Here is a 17236-nt window from a genome sequence, read left to right on the forward strand (position 1 = left end):
TCCGTGCCCTTCGCCTTTCGTCCGATGACGCCTTTCGGGGCTGACTGGATTCGGACGGATAACAAGATTCCATTAGCCACGCCCGCTGACACCGGGCCAACGAAGACCTTTGAACCATGGCCACTATCCACGTAGACGGCAAAGCGCTCGAAGTCGACGGGGCAGACAACCTGTTACAGGCATGTCTGTCGCTGGGCCTCGACATCCCTTATTTCTGCTGGCACCCCGCGCTCGGTAGCGTCGGGGCTTGCCGCCAGTGCGCGGTCAAGCAGTACACCGACGAGAACGACACCCGTGGTCGCATCGTCATGTCCTGCATGACCCCTGCCACCGACAACACCTGGATCTCCATCGAAGATGAAGAATCCAAGGCGTTCCGCGCCAGTGTTGTCGAATGGCTGATGACCAACCACCCGCACGACTGCCCTGTGTGCGAAGAAGGCGGTCATTGCCACCTGCAAGACATGACCGTGATGACCGGCCACAACGAGCGCCGTTATCGCTTCACCAAACGCACCCACCAGAACCAGCAACTGGGGCCGTTCATTTCCCACGAAATGAACCGCTGCATCGCTTGCTACCGCTGCGTGCGTTTCTACAAGGATTACGCTGGCGGCACCGACCTCGGTGTGTTCGGCGCCCACGACAACGTGTACTTCGGTCGCGTTGAAGACGGCACCCTCGAAAGCGAGTTCTCAGGCAACCTCACCGAGGTCTGCCCGACCGGCGTGTTCACCGACAAGACTCACTCCGAGCGCTACAACCGCAAGTGGGACATGCAGTTCGCGCCGAGCATCTGCCATGGCTGCTCGAGCGGTTGCAACATCTCTCCGGGCGAGCGTTACGGCGAACTGCGTCGCATCGAAAACCGTTTCAACGGTTCGGTGAACCAGTACTTCCTGTGCGACCGTGGCCGTTTCGGTTATGGCTACGTCAACCGCACCGACCGTCCACGTCAGCCGCTGCTGGCCGACGGCACCAAGCTCGGTCTGGATGCCGCGCTGGATAAAGCCGCTGACCTGCTGCGCGGTCGCAACATCGTCGGTATCGGTTCGCCGCGCGCCAGCCTCGAAAGCAACTATGCGTTGCGCGAACTGGTTGGCGCCGAGCACTTCTACTCGGGTATCGAAGCCTCCGAACTGGAGCGCATCCGTCTGGTCCTGCAAGTGCTGAAAGACAGCCCGTTGCCAGTGCCGAACATGCGCGACATCGAAGACCACGACGCGATTTTCGTCCTCGGTGAAGACCTGACCCAGACCGCCGCCCGTGTGGCGCTGTCGCTGCGTCAATCGGTCAAAGGCAAGGCTGAAGACATGGCCGAAGCCATGCGCGTTCAGCCTTGGCTCGACGCTGCGGTGAAGAACATCGGTCAGCACGCGCTGAACCCACTGTTCATCGCCAGCCTGGCGGAAACCAAGCTCGACGACATCGCTGAAGAATGCGTACACGCCGCGCCTGACGATCTGGCGCGCATCGGTTTTGCCGTTGCCCACGCACTGGACGCCAGCGCCCCGGCCGTTGAAGGTCTGGACGCTGAAGCACTGGAACTGGCCAAGCGCATCGCTGACGCCCTGCTCGCTGCAAAACGTCCGCTGATCATCGCCGGTACTTCGCTGGGCTCCAAAGCCTTGATCGAAGCCGCTGCGAACATCGCCAAAGCCCTGAAGCTGCGCGAGAAGAACGGTTCGATCAGCCTGATCGTGCCGGAAGCCAACAGCCTTGGCCTGGCCATGCTCGGTGGCGAATCGGTCGACGCGGCGCTGCAAGCTGTGATCGACGGCAAGGCCGACGCCATCGTCGTGCTGGAAAACGATCTGTACACCCGCACCGCCAAAGAAAAAGTCGATGCTGCACTGAACGCTGCGCAAGTGGTGATCGTTGCTGACCATCAGAAGACGGCTACCAGCGATCGCGCGCATCTGGTTCTGCCAGCCGCCAGCTTCGCTGAAGGCGACGGTACGCTGGTCAGCCAGGAAGGTCGCGCCCAGCGCTTCTTCCAGGTTTTCGACCCGCAATACATGGACGCGAGCATCCTGGTTCATGAAGGCTGGCGCTGGCTGCACGCCCTGCGCGCGACCCTGCTGAACCAGCCGATCGACTGGACGCAACTCGACCACGTCACCGCTGCCGTTGCTTCGAGCACCGAGCAACTGGCGCGTATCGTCGACGCTGCACCGTCCGCCGCGTTCCGCATCAAGGGTCTGAAACTGGCGCGTGAGCCGCTGCGTTACTCCGGTCGCACCGCGATGCGCGCCGACATCAGCGTTCACGAACCACGCACCCCGCAAGACAAAGACACCGCGTTCGCCTTCTCCATGGAAGGTTACTCGGGCTCTGCCGAACCGCGTCAGCAGGTGCCATTTGCATGGTCGCCGGGCTGGAACTCGCCACAAGCGTGGAACAAGTTCCAGGACGAAGTCGGTGGCCACATCCGTGCCGGCGACCCGGGCACTCGCCTGATCGAAAGCACCGGTGATTCGCTGAACTGGTTCGCTGCAGCACCGCGCGCATTCAACCCGGCGCCGGGCACCTGGCAAGCCGTGCCGTTCTTCCACCTGTTCGGCAGCGAAGAAAACTCTTCGAAAGCCGCACCGGTTCAAGAGCGCATTCCGGCTCCATACGTGGCTCTGGCCAAGTCGGAAGCGGATCGTCTCGGCGTCAACGACGGTGCCCTGCTGAGCCTGAACGTGGCCGGTCAGACCCTGCGTCTGCCGCTGCGCATCAATGAAGAACTGGGCGCCGGTCTGGTGGCATTGCCTGCGGGCATCGCTGGCATTCCACCGGCATTCGCCGGCGTATCCGTCGACGGTCTGCAGGAGGCAGCGCAATGACCTGGTTCACCCCTGAAGTGATCGATGTGATCCTCTCGGTCGTCAAAGCCATCGTGATTCTGCTGGCCGTTGTGGTTGCAGGCGCGTTGCTCAGCTTTGTCGAACGTCGCCTGCTGGGCTGGTGGCAGGACCGTTACGGTCCGAACCGCGTTGGCCCGTTCGGTATGTTCCAGATCGCCGCCGACATGCTGAAGATGTTCTTCAAGGAAGACTGGACCCCGCCGTTCGCCGACAAGGTGATTTTCACCCTGGCACCGGTGGTGGCCATGTCCGCCCTGCTGATCGCCTTTGCGATCATCCCGATCACCCCGACCTGGGGCGTCGCGGATCTGAACATCGGCCTGCTGTTCTTCTTCGCCATGGCCGGTCTGTCGGTCTACGCGGTGTTGTTCGCCGGCTGGTCGAGTAACAACAAGTTCGCCCTGCTCGGCAGCTTGCGTGCGTCGGCGCAGACCGTGTCCTACGAAGTGTTCATGGGCCTGGCCCTGATGGGCATCGTGGTCCAGGTCGGCTCGTTCAACATGCGCGACATCGTCGAGTACCAGGCGCAGAACCTGTGGTTCATCATTCCGCAGTTCTTCGGCTTCTGTACTTTCTTCATCGCTGGCGTCGCCGTGACTCACCGTCACCCGTTCGACCAGCCGGAAGCGGAACAGGAACTGGCCGACGGTTACCACATTGAATACGCCGGTATGAAATGGGGCATGTTCTTCGTCGGTGAATACATCGGCATCATCCTGATCTCGGCGCTGCTGGTCACCCTGTTCTTCGGTGGCTGGCACGGTCCGTTCGGCATCTTGCCGCAACTGGCCTTCGTCTGGTTCGCACTGAAGACCGCGTTCTTCATCATGCTGTTCATCCTGCTGCGCGCTTCCATCCCGCGTCCGCGTTATGACCAGGTGATGGATTTCAGCTGGAAATTCTGCCTGCCACTGACCCTGATCAATTTGCTGGTGACCGCTGCGGTCGTGTTGTGGAACACGCCTGCAGTCGCGGTTCAGTGAGGATTTGACCCATGTTCAAATATATTGGCGACATCGTTAAGGGTACTGGTACCCAGTTGCGCAGCCTGGTCATGGTCTTCGGCCATGGCTTTCGCAAGCGCGACACCCTGCAATACCCGGAAGAGGCGGTCTACCTGCCACCACGCTACCGTGGTCGCATCGTCCTGACCCGCGACCCCGATGGCGAAGAGCGTTGCGTAGCCTGCAACCTGTGCGCCGTGGCTTGTCCGGTGGGTTGCATCTCGCTGCAGAAAGCTGAAACCGAAGACGGTCGCTGGTACCCGGACTTCTTCCGTATCAACTTCTCGCGCTGCATTTTCTGCGGTCTCTGCGAGGAAGCCTGTCCGACCACCGCGATCCAACTGACTCCGGATTTCGAGATGGCCGAGTTCAAACGTCAGGACCTGGTGTACGAGAAAGAAGATCTGTTGATCTCCGGCCCCGGCAAAAACCCTGATTACAACTTCTATCGTGTTGCAGGTATGGCAATCGCTGGCAAGCCGAAAGGCTCCGCGCAGAACGAAGCCGAACCGATCAACGTGAAGAGCTTGCTGCCTTAAGGAAGAACGATGGAATTCGCTTTCTATTTCGCATCGGGTATCGCTGTTGTGTCCACGCTTCGCGTAGTCACCAACACCAACCCTGTGCATGCCCTGCTCTACCTGATCATCTCGTTGATCGCCGTGGCCATGACCTTCTTCGCACTCGGCGCACCGTTCGCCGGCGTGCTGGAAGTGATCGCTTACGCTGGCGCCATCATGGTGCTGTTCGTGTTCGTGGTGATGATGCTGAACCTGGGCCCGGCCTCGGTTCAGCAAGAACGCGTCTGGCTCAAGCCCGGCATCTGGGCCGGTCCGGTGATTCTCGCCGCGCTGCTGCTGGCCGAACTGCTGTATGTGCTGTTCGCTCACCAGAGCGGCCAGGCCATCGGCCACACCACCGTAGACGCGAAAGCCGTGGGCATCAGCCTGTTCGGCCCGTACCTTCTGGTGGTCGAACTCGCCTCGATGCTGCTGCTCGCTGCAGCCGTCACGGCGTTCCATTTGGGCCGTAACGAGGCGAAGGAGTAAGACATGCCTGCTATCCCTCTCGAACATGGATTGGCCGTTGCCGGCATCCTGTTCTGCCTTGGTCTGGTCGGCCTGATGGTCCGCCGCAACATTTTGTTCGTGTTGATGAGTCTGGAAGTGATGATGAACGCCTCTGCACTGGCGTTCATTGTTGCAGGCGCCCGTTGGGGCCAGCCGGATGGACAGATCATGTTCATTCTGGTGATCAGCCTTGCAGCCGCCGAGGCCAGTATTGGTCTGGCGATCCTGCTGCAACTGTATCGCCGCTTCCACACGCTCGATATCGACGCTGCCAGTGAGATGCGCGGATGAATCTTATCTTTCTGACTTTCGTATTCCCTCTGATCGGTTTCCTGCTGCTGTCGTTCTCCCGTGGACGCTGGTCGGAAAACCTCTCGGCGCTGATCGGCGTGGGTTCCATTGGCTTGTCGGCGATTGTCGCCGCCTACGTCATCTGGCAATTCAACGTCGCGCCACCGGAAGGCGGTCACTACACCCTGGTGTTGTGGAAGTGGATGGCGGTCGAAGGCTTCAAGCCTGACTTCGCCCTCTACATCGACGGCCTGTCGATCACCATGCTCGGCGTGGTCGTTGGCGTCGGTTTCCTGATCCACCTGTTCGCGTCCTGGTACATGCGCGGTGAAGCGGGCTACTCGCGCTTCTTCTCGTACACCAACCTGTTTATCGCCAGCATGCTGTTCCTGGTGCTCGGCGATAACCTGTTGTTCCTGTACTTCGGCTGGGAAGGCGTGGGCCTGTGCTCGTACCTGTTGATCGGTTTCTACTACAGCAACCGCAACAACGGTAACGCCGCTCTCAAGGCCTTCATCGTGACCCGGATCGGCGACGTGTTCATGGCCATCGGCCTGTTCATCCTGTTCCAGCAAGTGGGCACGCTGAACATCCAGGAACTGCTGGTGCTGGCACCGCAGAAATTCCAGGTCGGCGACTTCTGGATCACCTTGGCGACTCTGATGCTGTTGGGTGGTGCGGTCGGTAAATCGGCACAACTGCCACTGCAAACCTGGCTCGCGGACGCGATGGCTGGCCCGACTCCGGTTTCGGCACTGATCCACGCCGCGACGATGGTTACTGCCGGTGTCTACCTGATCGCCCGTACCCACGGTCTGTTCACCCTGGCGCCGGAAATCCTCCACCTGGTGGGCATAGTTGGTGGTGTGACGCTGGTTCTCGCAGGTTTCGCCGCTCTGGTACAGACCGACATCAAACGTATCCTCGCCTACTCGACCATGAGTCAGATCGGCTACATGTTCCTGGCGCTGGGCGTTGGCGCCTGGGATGGCGCGATTTTCCACCTGATGACCCACGCCTTCTTCAAGGCCCTGTTGTTCCTTGCTTCCGGTGCGGTGATCGTTGCCTGCCACCACGAGCAGAACATCTTCAAGATGGGCGGTCTGTGGAAAAAACTGCCACTGGCCTACGCCAGCTTCATCGTTGGTGGTGCCGCCCTCGCCGCTCTGCCACTGGTCACCGCCGGCTTCTACTCCAAGGACGAAATCCTTTGGGAAGCGTTCGCCAGCGGCAACCACGGTCTGCTTTACGCAGGTCTGGTCGGCGCGTTCATGACTTCGCTGTACACCTTCCGCCTGATCTTCATCACGTTCCACGGTGAAGCCAAGACTGAAGCCCACGCTGGTCACGGCATCTCGCACTGGCTGCCACTGTCGGTGCTGATCGTACTGTCGACTTTCGTCGGCGCCATGATCGTGCCACCGCTGCACGGCGTTCTGCCAGAAAGCGTTGGCCATGCCGGTGGCGAAGCCAAGCACAGTCTGGAAATCGCCTCGGGCGCCATTGCCCTGGCCGGTATCCTGCTGGCAGCGCTGCTGTTCCTCGGCAAGCGTCGCTTCGTCACGGCGATCGCCAACAGCGGCATCGGCCGTTTCCTTTCGGCCTGGTGGTTCGCTGCCTGGGGCTTCGACTGGATCTACGACAAACTGTTCGTCAAGCCTTACCTGGCGATCAGCCACGTACTGCGCAAAGACCCGCTCGACCAGACCATCGGTCTGATCCCGCGTATGGCCAAGGGTGGTCACACTGCCCTGAGCCGCACCGAGACCGGTCAACTGCGTTGGTACGCTGCTTCGATGGCTGCTGGTGCCGTGCTGGTCATTGGCGCCATCGTGCTGGTAGCGGTCTGATATGAACCTTGCGAATTTGCGAAAGGAAACGAGCCCGTCATGATTCTGCCTTGGCTAATCCTGATCCCCTTCATCGGCGGCCTGCTGTGCTGGATGGGTGAGCGCTTCGGCGCTACCCTCCCCCGCTGGATTGCGCTGTTGACCATGACCCTGGAACTCGCCCTCGGCCTCTGGCTGTGGGCCCACGGTGACTATTCATTTGCACCGGCGCCTGGCGCCGATCCGACCTGGGCGCTTGAGTTCAAGCATGTCTGGATCCAGCGCTTCGGCATCAACGTGCACCTGGCCCTCGACGGCCTGTCGCTGTTGATGATCCTGCTGACCGGTCTGCTGGGTATCCTCTCGGTACTCTGCTCGTGGAAAGAGATTCAACGTCACGTTGGCTTCTTCCACCTGAACCTGATGTGGATCCTGGGCGGCGTTGTCGGCGTGTTCCTCGCCCTCGACCTGTTCATGTTCTTCTTCTTCTGGGAAATGATGCTGGTGCCGATGTACTTCCTCATCGCGCTCTGGGGTCACAGTTCTTCGGACGGCAAGAAAACCCGGATCTACGCGGCGACCAAGTTCTTCATCTTCACTCAGGCTTCCGGCCTGATCATGCTGGTGGCGATCCTCGGTCTGGTGCTGGTCAACTTCAACAACACTGGCGTGATTACCTTCAACTACGCCGACCTGTTGAAAACCAAGATGTCGATGACCACCGAGTACATCCTGATGCTCGGCTTCTTCATCGCCTTCGCGGTCAAGCTGCCAGTGGTTCCGTTCCACTCGTGGTTGCCTGATGCCCACGCCCAGGCGCCGACTGCCGGTTCCGTCGACCTCGCCGGTATCTTGCTGAAAACCGCTGCTTACGGTCTGCTGCGTTTCGCCCTGCCGCTGTTCCCGAATGCTTCGGCCGAGTTTGCGCCGATCGCCATGACCCTCGGTCTGATCGGGATCTTCTACGGTGCGTTCCTTGCTTTCGCACAAACCGATATCAAGCGTCTGATTGCCTTCTCGTCCGTTTCCCACATGGGCTTCGTGTTGATCGGCATCTATTCCGGCAGCCAACTGGCCCTGCAAGGTGCAGTAATCCAGATGCTGGCGCACGGTGTGTCGGCGGCGGCACTGTTTATCCTCAGCGGTCAGTTGTACGAGCGTCTGCACACTCGTGACATGCGTGAGATGGGCGGTGTGTGGTCGCGTATCGCTTACCTGCCGGCGATCAGCCTGTTCTTTGCAGCCGCCTCTTTGGGTCTGCCGGGTACCGGTAACTTTGTCGGTGAGTTCCTGATCCTGATCGGCTCCTTCGCCAGCTGGCCGTGGATCACCGCAATTGCCACGTCCGGTCTGGTGTTCGGTTCGGTCTACTCGCTGATCATGATCCACCGTGCTTACTTCGGTCCGGCGAAATCGGATTCGATCCTGCACGGTATGGACGCTCGCGAACTGATCATGGTGCTAGGCCTTGCGGTGTTGCTGATCTACATCGGCGTCTACCCGCAACCGTTCCTCGACACGTCTGCCGCCACGATGCATGGCGTGCAGCAGTGGCTCGGCACCGCCTTCACTCAACTCGCTTCGGCCCGGTAAGAGCGCTATGGAATTCACGATTCAACACTTTATTGCGCTTGCGCCACTGTTGATCACCAGCCTCACCATTATCGTGGTGATGCTGGCAATCGCCTGGCGCCGCAACCACTCGCAGACCTTCCTGATCTCGGTCGCCGGTCTGAACCTGGCCTTGCTGTCGATCCTCCCAGCCCTGAAAGTCGCGCCTCTGGCCGTGACCCCACTGCTGCAAATCGACACTTTCGCTTGCCTGTACATGGCGCTGATTCTGGTCGCCACCCTCGCCTGCGTCACCCTCGCCCACGCCTATCTGGGCGATGGCGGTTCGGGTTACCCGGGCAACCGTGAAGAACTCTACCTGCTGATCCTGATGGCCGCCGCCGGTGGTCTGGTTCTGGTCAGCGCGCAGCACCTGGCCGGTTTGTTCATCGGCCTGGAACTGCTCTCGGTACCGGTTTACGGTCTGGTGGCTTACGCCTTCTTCAACAAGCGTTCGCTGGAAGCCGGCATCAAGTACATGGTGCTGTCGGCTGCAGGTTCGGCGTTCCTGTTGTTCGGTATGGCGCTGCTGTACGCCGACTCGGGTTCGCTGAGCTTCGTCGGTATCGGTCAGGCCCTGGCTGCGACTGGCCTGCCTAGCTCGCTGGCACAACTGGGCCTGGGCATGATGCTGATCGGTCTGGCGTTCAAGCTGTCGCTGGTACCGTTCCACCTGTGGACGCCGGACGTTTACGAAGGTGCACCGGCTCCAGTGGCTGCGTTCCTTGCGACCGCTTCGAAGGTTGCGGTGTTTGCGGTGATGGTGCGTCTGTTCCAGATCTCCCCTGCTGCCAGCAGCGGCGTGCTGAGCGACGTGCTGACCGTTATCGCCATCGCCTCGATCCTGTTCGGTAACCTGCTGGCCCTGACCCAGAGCAACCTCAAGCGTCTGCTCGGTTACTCGTCCATCGCGCACTTCGGCTACCTGCTGATCGCGCTGGTGGCGAGCAAGGGTCTGGCGGTGGAAGCCATCGGCGTCTACCTGGTCACCTACGTGATCACCAGCCTCGGCGCGTTCGGCGTGATCACCCTGATGTCCTCGCCGTACAACGGCCGTGACGCGGATGCCCTGTACGAATACCGCGGCCTGTTCTGGCGCCGTCCGTACCTGACCGCCGTGCTGACCGTGATGATGCTGTCGCTGGCGGGTATCCCGCTGACCGCTGGCTTCATCGGCAAGTTCTACATCATCGCCACCGGTGTCGAATCGCACCAATGGTGGCTGGTCGGGTCCTTGGTACTGGGCAGCGCCATCGGCGTCTTCTACTACCTGCGCGTGATGGTCACCCTGTACCTGATCGAACCAAACCTGCGTCGCCACGACGCCCAGCTGCACTGGGAACAGAAGGCAGGCGGCGTGATGCTGCTGGCCATCGCCCTGGTCGCGTTCTTCCTGGGTGTGTACCCGCAGCCATTGCTGACACTGGTTCAGCAGGCGGGTCTGGCGGGCTGATTGCTTGGCTGGCTAGAAATGAAAACGGCACCTTCGGGTGCCGTTTTTGTTTTTGCGGGATTTAACATCAAAAAGATCGCAGCCTTCGGCAGCTCCTACATTGGGATGGTATGCGGTCTGTAGGAGCTGCCGAAGGCTGCGATCTTTTGACTTACTACGCTCTCCCCTTTTTAGGAATTTGTCTGAAAAGCGATCTATCAGACTCCCACAGTTTTATGTGGTGTTCACTCAATCCCTATAACCACATGACGAAATTGTAATTCCCCCATCACCTTGGCGTTATCCGCAGCTTGCAACGATGTGACCCGGCGACCATGCCGGCGGGCCCAGCCCCGCCGAACAATAAAACCCACGCCGAAGCACGTTCCCGTTCTGCCGAACCCAAGGAGTGTTTGATGGTTAACAATACAAAAATGTCGATGGCCGCTTTAGCGGTGGTGGTCGGCTCCGGGCCGTCCATGGTGTTTGCAGAAGAAAAAGCCGAAGGCTTTATCGAAGGCAGCAGCCTGACGGTGCTCAACCGCAACTTTTACTTCAATCGTGATCACCGCAACGGCCAGTCCAGCCCTACCGGCAACGGTTATTCCGAAGCCTGGTCGCACGCGGTGATCAGCAAGTTCGAATCCGGCTTTACCCAAGGCACCGTCGGGGTGGGTGTTGATGCGTTTGCGATGATCGGTTTGAAACTCGACACCGGTGACGGGCGCAACGGTGGGCGCAGTTCGTTTGATGTGTTGCCGGTCAACAGTGACGGCGAGGCGCGGGACGAATACACCAAGGTCGGTGGCGCGGCGAAAGTGCGGGCATTCGATACGGTGGTCAGGGTCGGTGATGTATTCCCGGCCAACCCGGTAGTGGCGGCGGGTGACTCGCGTTTGCTGCCGGAAAGCTTTCGCGGCGTGACAGCGACCAACACCAGTATTGAAGGTCTATCGGTTCAGGGCGGTCGACTGCATGCGATGAGCCAACCGGTGTCCAGCGACATGCGCGAGAACTTCGCGACCTTTTATGCCGGCCCGGTCAATTCGCCGTGGATCGCTTATGGTGGCGGCGACTATGTGTTGAACAAAAACCTCAGTTTCAGCCTGTATTCCAGTCGCCTCAAGGATGCCTGGAATCAGTACTACGCCGGCACCGCGTGGACGTATCCGCTGTCGGATGACTTGTCGCTGTTCGGCGGCCTGAACTATTACAAGGCAGTCGACGAGGGCAAACAACTGCTCGGCGAATTCGACAACAACATCTGGAGCGGCCGCGCCGGCGTGAAGTTCGGCGCCCACTCCGTCGCCCTCTCCCACCAGCGCAACAACGGCAATGACGACTTCGATTACCTGCGCCAGTCTGATTCGATTTTCCTCGACAACTCCATCCAGTACAGCGACTTCAACTCGCCCAAGGAACGTTCATGGATGGTGCGCTACGACCTCGACATGACCCCCTATGGCGTGCCCGGTCTGTCGTTCATGACCCGTTATGCGCGCGGCACCGACGCCGATTATTCCAACGCCAACGCCGTGTACATGCGCCGCGATGCCGAGGGCAATCCGCTGACTGATCAGAAGCGTTGGGAGCGCGATATCGAAGTCAAATACGTGGTGCAGAGTGGTTCGATGAAAGACCTGTCGCTACGCTTGCGCCAAGCCACAACCCGCGCCACGGCGTTCGAGTCGGATCTGGATGAAGTGCGGGTGATTGTCGAGTATCCGTTGGCGATTCTCTGATTACGCGGTTGATGCAAATTCACCTTTAGAAGCTCCTTGCTCCTTTGGTAAGAGGTGAATCTTTTGGCGTCCTTCGGGGCGCCTTTTTTTGCTTTGCGTTTTGCCGTGGTTATGTTTTCCAGGTTTAGGCCCGGCCCTCACCCTAGCCCTCTCCCAGAGGTAGAGGGGACTGACCGAGTTGGCTGTTGCAGATACATCGACCTGAAAAACCGGGGCGCACTCTGGTTTTGAATGGCTTGAAAACCTGCTCCCTTCCCCCTCGAGTAGAGGGGACTGACCGAGTTGGTTGTCGAAGATACATCGACCTGAAAAACCGGGGCGTACTCTGGTTTTGAGTGGCTTGAAGATCTGCTCCCCTCGCCCCCCTGAGGGAAAGGGGACTGACCGAGTTGGTTGTCGAAGATACATCGACCCGAAAAACCGAGGCGTACTCTGATTTTGAATGGCTTGAAGATCTGCTCCCTTTCCCCCTCGCCCCCTCGGGGGAGAGGGCTGGGGTGAGGGGGCAGGATTTTGAGTCAACGCAAAAACAACGGATAAAACCCGGCCATTGATAGCTACGCTGCAGGCTCGACGTTATCCAGCGCCTTGTTCACCGCCAGTTCGCCAAGCATGACCACCTGCGCGATACCGAGCAGGGTCTTGCGATGGGTGCCGCCTAGCAGCGCGGCGAAGTCACCGAGCATCACCGTGGCCGAGGCCAGGGATTCGCTGGCGTTGGCCAGTAATGATTCGGTGTCGGCTTTGGGATTGACGAGGAACATCTGGTTGGGGATGTACGGTGCGGACATGATGGCGGCTGAGGGTTTGAGGTAGAAATCGAGGGCGCGGTCGGCGGCTTCGTGGAGTTTTCGGGTGTCGACGGAGGCGTAAGGGGATGTTGAGTTGGCGTCGGGGATTGCGTCTGCTTCGGGGGGATTTGGGGTTGGCTTTTTCATGGTGTATCTCCAGTCTTGCGGTGGAGCTGGCCCATTCGGTTCCACGCGAGGGGTGGCAGCTGTACGCAGGTTGGAACCCGGGGACCAGAGAAAACCCGGCAGACTCGAAGTCTCCCGCGCACAGCCGCCATAACAGAGAGCACACCATGAAGGTGCGCAAGCATACGTCATGAAAGCCACTTTTGCGCTTCTTGGGTCCCGGGGTTCCAATCCCGATCGCTGAATTGGCAGCGACCCACACAGGCTAGAGAGCTGACGTCCGACGGACAACCTGAAAACATTGTGGGAAGGTTCCGTATTTCCAACACAGCCTTTAAACATCACGAATTGAAATACGCATCGTGATATTGAAATTCGGCCCTGTAGGAGCTGCCGAAGGCTGCGATCTTTTGACTTTGATTTTCAAGATCAAGATCAAAAGATCGCAGCCTTCGGCAGCTCCTACAGGGGACCGCGTTCAGACGTTACAGATTCAGCTCCCGCCGTTTCGACACACGCCCATCACGTTGTACTTGATGGTGTTGAGCTGCCCCTTGGAGTCCTCGTAGGTCATGGCCGTTGGCACCACTTTGCAAGCAGGCTGCGGCTTCACCACGCTCACCACCTTGGCCACGTCCAGCTTCATTCCGTAGGTGTAATCCTTCACTACCGGCGGCGCTTTGCCCTGGTTGGCGGCGTACTGTTCCATGGCTTTGCTGTTGGCGCTGAGCGCGCGTTCAAAAGTGCGGTCACCACCGCCTTCGGCCAGCACATTCACAGACATCGCCATGACAGCGGCGAATGCGATCAACTTGAGTACTTTCATATCTCTTTCCTTCCCGTCCGGGCGTAAAAAAAGCCCGGCATCGATGCGCGATAACGGGCTTGTTCAGGTGCAGCAGGCTTACAGATCGCGGGTCTTGTCATCTTTCTTGTCGTTGACGACTACCGGGTTGCCGGCGGCTTTTTCCTTGGCGACGAAGAGTTCCATAGAGCGGTCGTGGCTGGTCATCATCCGCTCGAAAGTGCGGTCGCCACCGCCTTCGGCCAACGCCACGGAAGAGATCGCCAGAGCGGCTGCGAAGGTACTGAGTTGGGCAAGTTTCATCGTTGATTCCTCGTTTAAGTAGCTGACGGGATCAAGGTAACAAGGCGCACCTTTCGTGACGGTGGCGGGGAAATTACATATCCGTTATGTGCCCGACACTCTTCTGAAGTCGAACACAAAACCTGTAGGAGTGAGCCTGCTCGCGATAGCGGTGGGTCAGTCAATGTAGATTTGACTGATAGACCGCTATCGCGAGCAGGCTCACTCCTACAGGAGATTACCTATTCAGATGAAACCGGTTCCTCATCCCGGCGATGGGCGAGTTGGTAGAGCGCCGGCAAGATCAGCAACGTGAGGATCGTGGAGGACAGGATTCCGCCGATCACTACAGTCGCCAGTGGTCGCTGCACCTCCGCACCTGTGCCGGTCGCAAGCGCCATCGGAATAAAGCCAAGCGACGCCACCAACGCCGTCATCAACACCGGCCGCAGACGCGTTAGCGCACCCTCATGAATCGCGTCCGACAGCGACCGCCCCTCTTCCCGCAAATTACGAATAAACGCAATCATCACCAAGCCGTTCAACACCGCCACCCCGGACAACGCGATAAACCCGACCCCGGCCGAGATCGACAGCGGAATATCGCGCAACCACAGCGCCATCACGCCCCCGGTCAACGCAAACGGAATCCCGGTAAACACCAGCAAGCCATCCTTCAGATTGTTGAACATCATGAACAACAACCCGAACACCAGCAGCAACGCCACCGGCACCACGATCTGCAAGCGCTTGGCCGCTGATTGCAGTTGCTCGAACTGCCCGCCCCAACTGGTCCAGTAACCGGCCGGCACCTGCACGTCACGCTCGATCACCTCGCCCGCCTCTGCGACGAATGAACCGATATCGCGCCCGCGCACGTTGGCGCTGACGATCACCAGACGCTTGCCGTTTTCGCGGCTGACTTGATTCGGCCCCAGCACCAGGTCGAGGCTGGCGACGTCTTGCAGGGCGATGAAACCAATCTGATTGGCCGTGCCGTTCACAGCAGGCACCGGAATCAAAAGCGCTGACAAGCCGTCGATGTCCTTGCGCATGGCATCGGACAAACGCACGACCATGTCGAAGCGCCGATCACCCTCATATAACGTCCCCGCCTTGCGCCCTCCCACCGCGACAGCGATCGTATCCTGCACATCACCGACGTTGAGCCCGTAACGCGCCGCTTTGTCGCGATCAATGTTGATGGTCAGCACCGGCAACCCGGTGGTTTGCTCGACTTTGACTTCAGAGGCGCCGTTGACCTTCTGCATCGCCGCTGCAATCTTCGCGGCGGTGGCGTTGAGCACATCCATGTCATCGCCAAACACTTTCACCGCCACGTCACTGCGCACGCCGGAAATCAGTTCGTTGAAGCGCAACTGAATCGGCTGCGACAGCTCGTAGTTGCTGCCCGGCAACGTCGCTGCGGCGGCTTGCAGCTCAGCCATCAGAGTCTCGCGGGACTTGCCCGGATCCGGCCACTGCTCTTTCGGCTTGAGCATCACGTAGCTGTCGGAGATATTCGGCGGCATCGGATCGGAGGCGATTTCGGCGGTGCCGGTGCGGGCGAACACGCGTTCGACTTCCGGCACTTTCGCCAGAATCAACGTCTCCAGACGCTGCTGCATATCCACCGATTGCGTCAGGCTAGTGCCCGGCACACGCAACGCTTGCAGGGCAAAATCGCCCTCACTGAGGCTCGGTACAAACTCGCTGCCCATACGACTGGTGAGCACACCGCTGAGCACAATCACACCCAACGCCGCGCCCACTGCGATTGCGCGATGGGACATGACCCAGGCCAGCGCCGGCGCATAAACACGACGTGCGCCACGCATCACCGCGCCCTCTTCTTCCTTGACCTTACCGGTCACGAACAACGCAATCGCCGCCGGCACAAAGGTCACCGACAACAGCATCGCGCCAAGCAAAGCGATGACCACGGTGAACGCCATCGGGTGAAACATTTTCCCTTCGACGCCGCTCAATGCGAAGATCGGCAGGTACACGACCATGATGATCAACTGGCCGAAAATCAGCGGTCGCCGCGCCTCTTTCGCCGCAGCGAACACTTCCTTGAACCGCTCGGCGCGAGTCAGCAAACGGCCGTGATGCTGCTGCGCATGGGCGAGTCGACGCAGGGTGTTTTCGACAATCACCACGGCGCCGTCGACGATGATGCCGAAGTCCAGTGCACCGAGGCTCATCAGGTTGGCGCTGACCTTGTTGCTGAACATCCCGGTGAAAGTGAACAGCATCGACAGCGGAATCACCATCGCGGTAATCAGTGCCGCGCGAATGTTGCCGAGGAACAGGAACAGAATCGCGATGACCAGAATCGCGCCTTCGATGAGGTTCTTTTTCACCGTGGCGATGGCTTTGTCGACCAGGTGCGTGCGGTCGTAAACCGGCACGGCGATCACGCCTTGCGGCAACGATTTGTTTATCTGTTCAAGCTTGCTGGCGACGGCTTGCGAGACGGTGCGGCTGTTCTCACCGATCAGCATGAACACCGTGCCGAGCACCACTTCACGGCCGTTTTCCGTGGCCGCGCCGCTGCGCAATTCGCGGCCGATTTCCACGCTGGCGACGTTCTTCACCCGGATCGGCGTGCCGTCGACATTGGCCATGACGATGTTGGCGATGTCTTCGGTGCTCGCCACTTGCCCCGGCGCGCGGATCAGCAACTGCTCGCCGCTGCGCTCGATGTAACCGGCGCCGACGTTGGCGTTGTTGCGCTCCAGCGCGGTGACCAGATCGGTGAGGGTCAGCTTGTACGCGGCCAGGCGTTTCGGGTCCGGCGCAATCTGGTACTCCTTGGCGAAACCGCCGATGGTATTGATCTCGGCAACACCTGGGACGTTGCGCAATTGCGGCTTGATGATCCAGTCCTGAATCACCCGCAAATCGGTCGGCGTGTAGGCTGTGCCGTCGTCCTTGAGTGCGCCCTCCTTGGCTTCCACCGTCCATAAGAAGATCTCGCCGAGGCCGGTAGAGATCGGCCCCATGACCGCCTCCGCGCCTTCAGGCAATTGCTCCTTGGCGATCTGCAAACGCTCGTTGACCAACTGGCGGGCGAAGAACAGGTCAGTGCCGTCCTTGAAGATCACCGTGACTTGCGACAGGCCGGAGCGCGACAGCGAACGGGTCTGCTCCAGCGCCGGCAAACCGGCCATCGCGGTTTCAATCGGGAAGGTGATGCGCTGCTCGGTTTCCAGCGGCGAGAACCCGGCGGCGCCGGTGTTGATCTGCACCTGGACGTTGGTGATGTCGGGTACGGCGTCGATCGGCAGTTTTTGATAACTGGCGATGCCGAGGCCGGCCATGAGCAGAACGGCGAGCAGGACGATGATGCGCTGCTCGATGGCAAACTGGATCAGGCGTTCGAACATGAGGACCTT

At 59.7% G+C, this 17236-nt stretch carries 13 protein-coding genes; 9 read left to right on the forward strand and 4 right to left on the reverse strand.

Annotation, left to right across the window (positions count from 1 at the left end):
- Positions 1-116: 116 nt before the first annotated feature.
- From nuoG to M5G26_RS14450, 9 genes are all read left to right on the forward strand, one after another.
- Complete coding sequence (nuoG, locus tag M5G26_RS14410) at positions 117-2831, forward strand: NADH-quinone oxidoreductase subunit NuoG (protein WP_273915780.1); 2715 nt, start codon at positions 117-119, stop codon at positions 2829-2831.
- On the forward strand, positions 2828-3835 hold the full coding sequence (nuoH, locus tag M5G26_RS14415; RefSeq protein ID WP_007920179.1) for an NADH-quinone oxidoreductase subunit NuoH: 1008 nt from the start codon (positions 2828-2830) through the stop codon (positions 3833-3835). Before nuoG ends, nuoH begins: the two co-directional genes overlap by 4 nt.
- A gap of 11 nt (positions 3836-3846) precedes the next feature.
- Positions 3847-4395 carry an NADH-quinone oxidoreductase subunit NuoI gene (nuoI, locus tag M5G26_RS14420; RefSeq protein WP_007920177.1) on the forward strand — a complete coding sequence of 183 codons (549 nt, stop codon included), beginning with the start codon at positions 3847-3849 and terminating at the stop codon, positions 4393-4395.
- Positions 4396-4404: 9 nt separating this feature from the next.
- Positions 4405-4905: an NADH-quinone oxidoreductase subunit J gene (gene nuoJ, locus M5G26_RS14425; RefSeq protein WP_007920176.1), complete on the forward strand. Its 501-nt coding sequence runs from the start codon at positions 4405-4407 to the stop codon at positions 4903-4905.
- Positions 4906-4908: 3 nt separating this feature from the next.
- Complete coding sequence (gene nuoK, locus M5G26_RS14430; protein ID WP_003223790.1) at positions 4909-5217, forward strand: NADH-quinone oxidoreductase subunit NuoK; 309 nt, start codon at positions 4909-4911, stop codon at positions 5215-5217.
- A complete protein-coding gene (nuoL, locus tag M5G26_RS14435; RefSeq protein ID WP_123376613.1) occupies positions 5214-7067 on the forward strand; it encodes an NADH-quinone oxidoreductase subunit L in 1854 nt (617 codons plus the stop codon). Before nuoK ends, nuoL begins: the two co-directional genes overlap by 4 nt.
- A gap of 39 nt (positions 7068-7106) precedes the next feature.
- Positions 7107-8639, forward strand: coding sequence for an NADH-quinone oxidoreductase subunit M (gene nuoM / locus M5G26_RS14440; RefSeq protein ID WP_007920174.1), 1533 nt, complete (start codon positions 7107-7109; stop codon positions 8637-8639).
- Between the two features lie 7 nt (positions 8640-8646).
- Positions 8647-10110, forward strand: a complete 1464-nt coding sequence (gene nuoN / locus M5G26_RS14445; protein WP_007920173.1) for an NADH-quinone oxidoreductase subunit NuoN — start codon at positions 8647-8649, stop codon at positions 10108-10110.
- 395 nt (positions 10111-10505) lie between these two features.
- Positions 10506-11831 (forward strand): OprD family porin, encoded by a 1326-nt coding sequence (locus M5G26_RS14450; protein ID WP_273915781.1) that lies wholly within the window; start codon positions 10506-10508, stop codon positions 11829-11831.
- 557 nt (positions 11832-12388) lie between these two features.
- On the opposite strand, the gene M5G26_RS14455 is transcribed toward M5G26_RS14450, so the two are convergent.
- The 4 genes from M5G26_RS14455 to M5G26_RS14470 form a co-directional block, all read right to left on the reverse strand.
- A complete protein-coding gene (locus tag M5G26_RS14455) occupies positions 12389-12769 on the reverse strand; it encodes a DUF6124 family protein (RefSeq protein WP_273915782.1) in 381 nt (126 codons plus the stop codon).
- Positions 12770-13241: 472 nt separating this feature from the next.
- Positions 13242-13574 (reverse strand): DUF2790 domain-containing protein, encoded by a 333-nt coding sequence (locus tag M5G26_RS14460; protein WP_273915783.1) that lies wholly within the window; start codon positions 13572-13574, stop codon positions 13242-13244.
- 78 nt (positions 13575-13652) lie between these two features.
- On the reverse strand, positions 13653-13856 hold the full coding sequence (locus M5G26_RS14465) for a co-regulatory protein PtrA N-terminal domain-containing protein (protein WP_150693910.1): 204 nt from the start codon (positions 13854-13856) through the stop codon (positions 13653-13655).
- A 221-nt stretch (positions 13857-14077) separates the two neighbouring features.
- A complete protein-coding gene (locus M5G26_RS14470; RefSeq protein WP_273915784.1) occupies positions 14078-17227 on the reverse strand; it encodes a CusA/CzcA family heavy metal efflux RND transporter in 3150 nt (1049 codons plus the stop codon).
- Between the last annotated feature and the right edge of the window lie 9 nt (positions 17228-17236).

The organism is Pseudomonas sp. TNT2022 ID642 (assembly GCF_028656995.1).
Classification (GTDB): domain Bacteria; phylum Pseudomonadota; class Gammaproteobacteria; order Pseudomonadales; family Pseudomonadaceae; genus Aquipseudomonas.